Source organism: Pseudomonas sp. 05T35 (assembly GCF_056396605.1).
In genome coordinates, this window is the sequence record NZ_JBFTLU010000236.1 from 1 (window position 1) to 9,247 (window position 9,247).

Annotated in this window: 9 protein-coding genes and 1 pseudogene; 8 read left to right on the forward strand and 2 right to left on the reverse strand. The window is 58.6% G+C overall.

Annotated elements, in window-relative coordinates; translation table 11 throughout:
- The first annotated feature begins 177 nt into the window (after positions 1-177).
- Genes AC1DH9_RS18080 through pcaC form a run of 4 tightly spaced genes read left to right on the forward strand, consistent with a single transcriptional unit; the run spans position 178 to position 4,029 of the window.
- Entirely contained in the window at positions 178-1,473 is a 1,296-nt protein-coding gene (locus AC1DH9_RS18080; RefSeq protein WP_427536849.1) for an MFS family transporter, read from the forward strand.
- 29 nt (positions 1,474-1,502) lie between these two features.
- Positions 1,503-2,813 carry a 3-carboxy-cis,cis-muconate cycloisomerase gene (locus tag AC1DH9_RS18085; protein ID WP_477808528.1) on the forward strand — a complete coding sequence of 437 codons (1,311 nt, stop codon included), beginning with the start codon at positions 1,503-1,505 and terminating at the stop codon, positions 2,811-2,813.
- A 12-nt stretch (positions 2,814-2,825) separates the two neighbouring features.
- Entirely contained in the window at positions 2,826-3,626 is an 801-nt protein-coding gene (gene pcaD / locus AC1DH9_RS18090) for a 3-oxoadipate enol-lactonase (protein WP_477808529.1), read from the forward strand.
- A gap of 10 nt (positions 3,627-3,636) precedes the next feature.
- Positions 3,637-4,029 carry a 4-carboxymuconolactone decarboxylase gene (gene pcaC / locus AC1DH9_RS18095; RefSeq protein WP_145020244.1) on the forward strand — a complete coding sequence of 131 codons (393 nt, stop codon included), beginning with the start codon at positions 3,637-3,639 and terminating at the stop codon, positions 4,027-4,029.
- 72 nt (positions 4,030-4,101) lie between these two features.
- Here the strand turns inward: pcaC and AC1DH9_RS18100 are convergent, their stop codons facing one another.
- Together AC1DH9_RS18100 and AC1DH9_RS18105 are read right to left on the reverse strand one after the other, a co-directional pair.
- Positions 4,102-5,001 carry a polysaccharide deacetylase family protein gene (locus tag AC1DH9_RS18100; RefSeq protein WP_427536843.1) on the reverse strand — a complete coding sequence of 300 codons (900 nt, stop codon included), beginning with the start codon at positions 4,999-5,001 and terminating at the stop codon, positions 4,102-4,104.
- A gap of 149 nt (positions 5,002-5,150) precedes the next feature.
- Positions 5,151-6,413, reverse strand: coding sequence for an OprD family porin (locus AC1DH9_RS18105; protein ID WP_427536841.1), 1,263 nt, complete (start codon positions 6,411-6,413; stop codon positions 5,151-5,153).
- A 620-nt stretch (positions 6,414-7,033) separates the two neighbouring features.
- Between AC1DH9_RS18105 and AC1DH9_RS18110 the strand changes: the two genes are divergently transcribed.
- From AC1DH9_RS18110 to AC1DH9_RS18125, 4 genes and pseudogenes are all read left to right on the forward strand, one after another.
- Positions 7,034-7,291, forward strand: coding sequence for an Os1348 family RiPP precursor (locus AC1DH9_RS18110; protein ID WP_477808530.1), 258 nt, complete (start codon positions 7,034-7,036; stop codon positions 7,289-7,291).
- A gap of 113 nt (positions 7,292-7,404) precedes the next feature.
- Positions 7,405-7,881 carry a GNAT family N-acetyltransferase gene (locus tag AC1DH9_RS18115; RefSeq protein WP_427536839.1) on the forward strand — a complete coding sequence of 159 codons (477 nt, stop codon included), beginning with the start codon at positions 7,405-7,407 and terminating at the stop codon, positions 7,879-7,881.
- A 14-nt stretch (positions 7,882-7,895) separates the two neighbouring features.
- A pseudogene (locus AC1DH9_RS18120) lies at positions 7,896-8,832 on the forward strand (aKG-HExxH-type peptide beta-hydroxylase).
- A gap of 16 nt (positions 8,833-8,848) precedes the next feature.
- Positions 8,849-9,247, forward strand: a 399-nt coding sequence (locus AC1DH9_RS18125; protein ID WP_477808531.1) for a multinuclear nonheme iron-dependent oxidase, incomplete at its 3' end; no start/stop codon positions are given.

The window sequence follows — 9,247 nt, forward strand, 5'->3', positions numbered from 1 at the left end:
AACGCGGACCGAGCCGAACGCAGGCTTCGCCAGCTGCTACAGGGAAAGTGCCGAACCTGAAATCCTTTTACTTACCGGCATTAGGGCTTGCCCCCTCGCCACAGGGATGTGCATCTGTGGAAAGGGGCTGTTGCAAAGTATGTCTAGACTCTCTCTGTCCCCATTGAGTGAAAAACCATGACAACAATAACCAGTCTCTACACCGCTGAAGAGCGTGGCAAAAGGATCTTTGCAATTGTCGGGGCGTCTTCCGGCAACCTGGTCGAGTGGTTCGACTTCTATGTTTACGCCTTCTGCGCAATCTATTTTGCCCCGGCGTTTTTCCCCTCCGACAACCCCACGGTGCAACTGGTTAACACCGCCGGAGTGTTCGCCGCAGGGTTTTTGATGCGTCCCATCGGCGGCTGGCTGTTTGGCCGGGTGGCCGACAAGCACGGGCGCAAGAATTCCATGATGATTTCGGTGCTGATGATGTGCGCCGGCTCATTGCTGATCGCCTGCCTGCCGACCTACAAGGACATCGGTGTCTGGGCACCGCTCCTGCTGCTGGTGGCTCGCCTGATCCAGGGCGTGTCGGTGGGCGGTGAATACGGCACCACCGCGACCTACATGAGTGAAGTCGCGCTCAAGGGCCAGCGGGGTTTCTTCGCCTCGTTCCAGTACGTGACCCTGATCGGCGGCCAACTGCTGGCCGTGTCGTTGGTGGTGATCCTGCAACAGTTCCTGACTGAGGACGACCTGCGCGCCTGGGGCTGGCGGATTCCGTTCGTGGTCGGTGCGGCAGCGGCATTGATTTCGTTGTTCCTGCGTCGTTCGCTGAAAGAAACCACCAGCAAGGAAATGCGCGAAGACAAGGATGCCGGCAGCATGGCCGCGTTGTTCAGGAACAACACCGCCGCCTTTATTACCGTGCTCGGCTTCACCGCCGGTGGTTCGCTGATTTTCTACACCTTCACCACCTATATGCAGAAGTACCTGGTGAACACCGCCGGGATGCCCGCCAAGACCGCCAGCTACATCATGACCGGCGCACTGTTCCTTTATATGTGCATGCAGCCGTTGTTCGGCACGCTTGCCGACAAGATCGGCCGGCGCAACTCGATGCTTTGGTTCGGTGCTCTGGGAACACTGTTCACCGTGCCGATCCTGCTGACCCTGAAGTCGGTGACCAACCCGTACCTGGCGTTTGGGCTGATTACCGTGGCGCTGGCAATCGTGAGTTTCTACACCTCGATCAGCGGTCTGGTGAAAGCCGAAATGTTCCCGCCGCAAGTCCGTGCGCTGGGGGTGGGCCTGGCCTACGCGGTGGCCAATGCGATCTTCGGTGGTTCGGCCGAGTACGTGGCCTTGAGCCTGAAATCGGTGGGTATCGAAAACTCCTTCTACTGGTACGTGACGGCGATGATGGCGATCGCCTTCCTCTTCAGCCTGCGTTTGCCGAGGCAGGCAGCGTACCTGGAAAACGAACTTTGACTTGTCGGCGCGCGCCTGAATCTCGAAATATGCGTGAAGTGTTCAGCGATCAGGGCCGGGTTCAGGCCATGCTCGATTTTGAAGCTGCATTGGCCCGGGCCGAGGCGCGGGTCGGGCTGATTCCGGCATCTGCCGTTGCCCCGATCGAGGCGGCTTGCCGGGCCGAGCACTACGACTTTGCGGCCCTTGGCGAGGCGATTGCGATTGCCGGTAACTCGGCGATTCCGTTGGTCAAGGCGTTGGGCAAGCAGATCGCTGCGCATGATCAGGACGCCGAACGTTACGTGCATCTGGGTGCAACCAGTCAGGATGTGATGGACACCGGGCTGGTGCTGCAAGTGCGCCAGGCACTGCAGTTGATCGACAGCGATCTGGCGCGACTCGGCGAAGCGTTGGCGATCCAGGCCCGGTGCCATGTGCTCACGCCACTGGCGGGACGTACCTGGCTGCAACATGCGACACCGGTCACGCTGGGGATGAAAGTCGCCGGTTGGCTGGGGGCGGTGACGCGCAGTCGGCAACGTCTGCACGCACTAAAGCCGCGCCTGCTGGTGCTGCAATTTGGTGGTGCCAGCGGAACCCTCGCAGCCCTTGGCGAGCAGGCCATGCCGATTGCCGAAGCGCTGGCGCAGGAGCTGCAACTCACATTGCCGGAACAACCTTGGCACACCCAGCGCGACCGGCTGGTGGAGTTCGGTGCAGCGCTTGGCCTGATCGCCGGCAGCCTCGGCAAACTCGGCCGCGACATCAGCCTGCTGATGCAGACCGAGGCGGCGGAAGTCTTCGAACCTTCGGCACCGGGCAAGGGCGGCTCCTCGACCATGCCGCACAAACGCAACCCGGTGGGCGCGGCGGTGCTGATCGGTGCTGCGACGCGTGTTCCCGGATTGCTGTCGACCCTGTTCAGCGCCATGCCGCAAGAGCACGAACGCAGCCTCGGGTTGTGGCATGCCGAGTGGGAAACCCTGCCGGAAATCTGCTGCCTGGTGTCCGGTGCCTTGCAGCAAGCGCTGTTGATAACAGAAGGGCTGGAGGTCGACGCCGAGCGCATGGCGCAGAACCTCGATTTGACCCAAGGCCTGGTGCTGGCCGAAGCCGTGAGCATCGTGCTGGCCCAACGGATCGGTCGCGATAAAGCCCACCATCTGCTGGAACTGTGCTGCAAACGCGCGGTGGCCGAGCAGCGACATTTACGTGCGGTGCTCGGTGATGAGCCCCAGGTGACTGCCGAGCTATCGGGCGCTGAACTCGATCAATTGATGAACCCTGCGCACTACCTTGGTCAGGCTCAGACCTGGGTTGAGCGTGCGCTGGCCGAACATGTTGCCCTGACTGCCTGAAGGAGAATTTCTGTGGGATTCGTACAACTCGCCGACGGCGAACTGAACTACCAACTCGACGGTCCGGAACACGCCCCGGTGCTGGTGCTGTCCAACTCGCTGGGCACCGACCTGCACATGTGGGACGTGCAGATTCCGGCGTTCACCCAACACTTTCGGGTGCTGCGTTTCGATACTCGCGGTCATGGCCGTTCGTTGGTGACGCCGGGGCCTTACAGCATCGAGCAGTTGGGCCGTGACGTGCTGGCATTGCTGGATGCCCTGAACATCGAGCGCGCTCATTTTTGCGGTCTGTCCATGGGCGGGCTGATCGGTCAGTGGCTGGGGATCAACGCTGGCGAGCGTCTGCACAAACTGGTGGTGTGCAACACCGCAGCGAAGATCGGTGATCCTTCCGTGTGGAACCCGCGGATCGAAACCGTGCTGCGCGACGGTCCGGCGGCGATGGTTGCACTGCGCGATGCGTCGATTGCCCGTTGGTTTACCCCGGACTTTGCGCAAGCCAATCCGGCGGTGGCGAAGCAGATCACCGACATGCTCGCCGCCACTTCACCGCAGGGCTATGCGGCCAATTGCGCGGCGGTGCGCGATGCCGATTTCCGCGAGCAATTGGCTTCGATCACGGTGCCGACCCTGGTCGTCGCCGGCACCGAAGACGCGGTCACGCCACCTTCTGGCGGGCACTTTATTCAAGAGCGGGTGAGAGGCGCCGAGTACGCCGAGTTCTATGCCGCCCATCTGTCCAACGTTCAGGCCGGCAGCGCGTTCAGTGAACGGGTGCTGGGTTTTTTGTTGRCTGAACAGTCTATTTGAGGAGCGCTTTGTGGACGAGAAACAACGTTACGCCGACGGCATGCAAGTGCGTCGAGCGGTGCTCGGCGATGCCCATGTCGATCGCAGCCTGGCAACCCTGACCGAGTTCAATTCGGAGTTTCAGGACATGATCACCCGCCACGCCTGGGGTGACATCTGGACCCGCCCTGGCTTGCCACGCCACACCCGCAGCCTGATCACCATCGCCATGCTGATCGGCATGAACCGCAACGAAGAGCTGAAACTGCACCTGCGTTGCGCGGCGAACAATGGCGTCACCCGTGCCGAGATCAAGGAAGTGCTGATGCAGAGCGCGATCTACTGCGGCATCCCGGCGGCCAATGCAACCTTCCACCTGGCCGAGTCGGTGTGGGATGAGTTGGGTGTCGAATCGCGCGAGTAATTACCTCAGGCCCTGACACGTCTGTCAGGGCCGCAACGCTTCAGCGCGGACTCCCCGTTTAYACGGTGTGCCTCAATGGGAGTTGCTGTCCCAGAACCAGCTCCACACGCCAGGTAAATGGACCGGTTGCGAGTCATCGCGCACGGTGCGGGCCATGGCGGCGCGTTGCACGGCTGCCTGGTCGTCGTAAAACGGTTTGGCGGCGGTTGTCACACCGGTCTCGCGGGCGCTGTCGAGCAGAATCTGTAGATACTCCCCCATATGCCAGGACGTGTAGCGATTGAGGTCGTGAAACGTCACCACCACCGGAATAACACCGTCAACCGTCGGCAGTTCGCCGGCCGCAATCCGTTCGCGCACCTCGGACATTTGCCTGAGCATGTTGGAGCGTCGGCGCGGGCTGCCATTGAAGCCCCATATCTTGCCGTCATTGGCGCTCAGGTCGGTCAGCAGTACATGCAAGCCATGTTGTTGATACGCGGCGAAGGTGCGTTTGTCGTAATTCCAGAACGGCGGCCGTAACAGTACCGGCGCGCTGCCGGTGATCGCCGTAATGTCCGCAGAGCCTTGGGTGAGCGACTGCTCGAGTTCTTCCGGGGAGAGCGAGCGGTGATTGGTATGCCACTGCGTGGCGGTGTGGAAGCCCAGGGTCTGACCCTCGGCATGTTCACGCTGCATGATTTTTTTGCCCAGTTCGCTGCCACCGGCCCGGGGGGCTTGTGTCTGCACGAAGAACACGGCCTTGATACCCGGTTCAATCGGGTTGTTGGCGAGTACATCGAGAACGGCACTGGTCGGATTGAAAAAACTGGACGCGCTTGGACCGTCGTCGAAGGTCAGCAGAAAGCGGATCGGCGGGGTCGAGCGCAGAATCTGCTCGGTCTTCGGGGTCAGTTCGATCGGCGGGCCGATACAGCCGCTGAGGCCGACCGTTACGGCAAGGACGGATAAGACAGCAGCGATCAGTTTCATGTGTTTGCTTTGGCCTACGACAGATCAGGACGAATGCAGACTGTCGGTGCGCGGTTATTCACCACGCCGCCAACCGTCGCTCCTATGGAAGTCTCCATAGGAGCATAACGGTGCTGAACGGTTCATGTCCTCGCGGTATTTTTATCGCTTTAGAGCAGGCTGATCGGATAGCTGACGATCAGGCGGTTTTCGTCGAACTCGTTGTTGCTGTAGTCCCGACGCATGGTCGAGTTGCGCCACCTGACGTTGAGGTTTTTCAGGCTGCCGCTTTGCACGGTGTAGCCAATCTCGCTCTCGCGTCCCCATTCCTTGCCGTTGGTGATGGTCCCGGTGTGCACGTTGTCGCCGCTGATGTAGCGGTTCATCAGGGTCAGGCCGGGGATGCCGAGGGCGGCGAAGTTGTAGTCGTGGCGCAGTTGCCAGGATTTCTCCCGGGCGTTGTCGTAGCTCGAGTTGTAACTGTCGTTGGCCAGCGTCCCGCCGCTGGTGCCATTGACCCGCATCCAGGCATTGTCGCCGGTGAGTTTCTGCAAGCCGACATAGAAGGTGTTGCCGCCATATTTGGCCGAGAACAGCCCGGACCAGGTTTTGTTATCGAGGTCACCGGCCCGTGCGCTGCCATCTTCCTTGCCATAGAAGAAGCCAAGGTTGGCGCCCAGCGTCCAGTCGCCCAATGGCTGGGTGTGGATCAGGTTGATAAATTGCTGGCTGTAGATGTCCTTGAGCTGGGCATTCCACACCCCGATTTGCGTGCGCTTGTCGTTGAAGCTGTATTCGGCGCCCTCAAAGTTGAAACGGTCGGACGTGACGGCGGGTTTGCCGGTCATCGACATGTCGCTCATGCTGCTGTCGTCACGCGGGCTGTTAGCGCGCATCTGACCACCGTAGAGCGTCAGGCCGTCGATTTCCTTCGAGGTGACCTGGCCACCGCGAAACGTTTGCGGCAACGAACGCCCATCGTCCGAACGCAGGATCGGCAACACCGGCATCCATTCACCGACTTTCAACTCGGTCTTGGAAAGCTTCGCCTTGAACGCCACACCCAGGCGTCCGAAGTCATCGGCGGGGCGACCATCGTGGTCCAGCGGCAGCAACTGCGTCCCGCCAGTGCCGCGTCCGCCATCGAGTTTCACCGAGTACAGGCCCAATACGTCCATGCCGAAACCGACGGTGCCCTGGGTGAACCCGGATTTGGCATCGAGGATGAAGCTTTGCGTCCATTCTGCCGCCGTGCCCTGCGCATGGGTCGGGTTGGTGAAGTTGCGGTTGAAGTAGAAGTTGCGCAGGTTGAGGTTGGCCTGGGCGCCGTCTAGAAAACCCGACTCTTCGGCTAGCGCCGGGAGGGCTGCGCTGACCAGTGCGGTGGTCAATAGAGTCGGCAAAAGCTGTTTTGCACAGGTGGAAGGCTTCATGAAGTCGGGTCTCTCTAATTGTTAGGGATGAAGCAGGACGCAGCCGCAACCAAGGGATTGCAGACAAAAATACGAATTCGGGTCAACGAACGGGAGAGATCAGCCGGAGCGGGTAGGGTGTGCAGTCATGGTGCCGGACCTGTTGTTATTGGTTCTTGTAGGTGGGGGAATGGTGCGGGGGATCAAGGGCGGGATTCAATTGGGTGGATGGAGTTTTGGGCGATAATCGAACACAAATCGACGCCTGTCGGATCACCAGCGGTATGAAGCATTGTTAATTAAATCCCATAGTTATTCGGGTTAATAATGGTTGTCTGGCGTTGTGTTCTATTAATGACGCATTGCTGTCCAGTGGCTATTAAATAGAAGTGCCTATTACTTTGGTTGTAAGATGTTTCCTACAGTTTTGTTGTCATTAAAGCGTTACCCGTAATCGCCAGTTAACCTTAAGAAACGGTGTTATCGATTATCGTGAAACGGTTTAAAGGGAGTCGTGGGTATGGCTGGAAAAGAGCAGTGGTCTTGCTATATTCAAAGTCCCCATGGCGGGCGAGGGAAAGTTTCATGCGTCGTCAAGGGGGTGCATTTTTCGTCGTGCCGAAATAACAAGGAGAAGTACCATGAGCAATAAAGTCAATCAGCAAACCCTGGCCACGGTTGTTGGACGTGCGGTGCTGGATCCGGGGTTTGCCGATGCACTTCACAATGATCCTGCCTCGGCAGCTAAAAATATTGGTGTGCATCTAAGTGCTGATGAAATTGCGGCGGTTAAAGGCATTGATGCTGCAAAACTGTCAGCGGCCTCTGCCGGTATTAGAAGTAATCTGGGGAYGCGTGCCATATTTGATACCCAGCAACAGCAAGCGCGCATGGATTAACGGCCGGTGATGCCATTTGGCGTACCCCGAAAGGTGGGTCTTTCACGCAGGTACGCCGAATGGCTTTATGAAATGTCATGAGGCACAGCGGTCGAGCGCGGAGTGAATGACTCATGTCTGTCACCTTGGCTCCAATGGATAACGCGGACTTTGCAACGTTCGCCGAAAGAGCCGTTGCTGAATATGGTGACGGTATGGTCGTCTCGGGTGAGTGGGCCCATGAGGAAGCCGCGCAAAAGGCACGCAGTGTCTTCGAGCAGTTGTTGCCGCAAGGGCGACTGACTGAAAAAAACCAATTCTGGGTGATCAAGGATCAAGAGCGTCGTATTGGCGAGTTGTGGGTCGCCGAGCGACACACCGGTGCCGGCAAGAGTGCCTTCATCCTGGACATTTACATTGACCCCGGAGAGCGCCGCCAGGGTTATGCGAAACAATCACTGTTGGCCCTCGAATCATGGGCACGCCAGGCGGGATGCGAAGAAGTGCGACTGCATGTCTTTGGTCGCAACGATGCGGCGCGTCGTCTTTATGAACAATCAGGGTATGGCATCGCCAGTCTGACGATGGCGAAGCCGTTGCCGCCTACCTAAGGGAAGGTTGAAAAATGGAAATCGGGAACAGTGGTCTGCGTGAGCTATCCGATGACGAGTTGTTTCAGGGCACGACATTTTTGCCGGACACGGAGCCTTCACGATTTGATGTATTGCTGGAGCGTGTCAGTCGAAATCGCTACACAAGTTTTGTTGCGCTGTACACCGAACTTTTTCAACTGTTTCCCAATGCTCCGCAGTTGGCGGAATTTTTCGAGCAGGCGTTTAATCAATGTTGATCCGTTGGTGACGAGAGTGGCACCGCCCAGTTATGAATTTCCGGAAGATGAAGCGACCCGTAAGCAATTGGAGCGTCATGGTCATTCCGTGAGTTTCTTTTGCGATGTGGTGAATATTGCGCTATTGCGTATAGAGCACACGTGGCCCGCCTGTCGCGAACAGTTTAGAAAATTGGTCAAGTCCATTTGTTATTTGCCCGATGGTTCATTTCGAAGCTGCTCGGCTTCGCGCTTCACCGGGATCATCCTCATCTCGAACCGGGATGATTCGATACTCGACCTCGAAGAGTCGCTGGTGCATGAGGCCACTCATCAATTGCTCTACAACATTGTCGAAGTGTGCCCGGTGGTCAGGGATGAGACCTCGCGGGAGGCGTTGTTTACCTTGCCGTGGTCGGGGCAGAAGCGTGATCTCTATGGCTATTTCCATGCGTTTTTCGTGTATGTCGCGTTGGTCAAATACCTGGAGCGGGTTCGTTCGCGCTCGTCCCATGAACTGCAACGGGCACAAAAACGCCTGGTGTTCATCCTGCAAGGCTTGATCAAGGCGCTGCCCGATTTCGAAGCGTGCGCGGATTTCACCCCTCAAGGCCGCCAACTGCTGGAAAACCTGATCAAAGAAGTCAGGGCGCTGGAAACTCAACACGCCGCGTTGTTGGCGATATCGGGCGCTTCGGCGGGGGCTAAACGCATGCTGGGCCTGACCGGTTGACGCCAGGGAGGTGGACATGGCGATGTTTGATGCTTCGCAATTTCCCGAGGCCGGCGTTGGGCTGGAATACCATTTGCCACGGCGCACGCCTCAGGACGAGTTATCGGAGGAGGGGCTCGACCCGACTGTCGAACGGATTCTCGCCGAGGGGTTGCCGCACTTCGATTACGTCGAGTTTCAGCCGACGCACTGCATTCTGGAACCGCGTCTGCTTGAGCTCGGTGCGCAAGTACCGAGCTTGCTGCATTCTTCCAGTTTGTCCCTGGGCAGCGTGGGCATCGCGATGGACCGCGAGTTTCTGCAAATGACTCGGCGGCTGTGCGAGAAAACCCGCTCGCCCTGGTTGGCCGAGCATATTTCCTGGTCGCGGTTCCACGGTGGCGACACTCAGCATTTCATTTTGCCGACCCTGGCC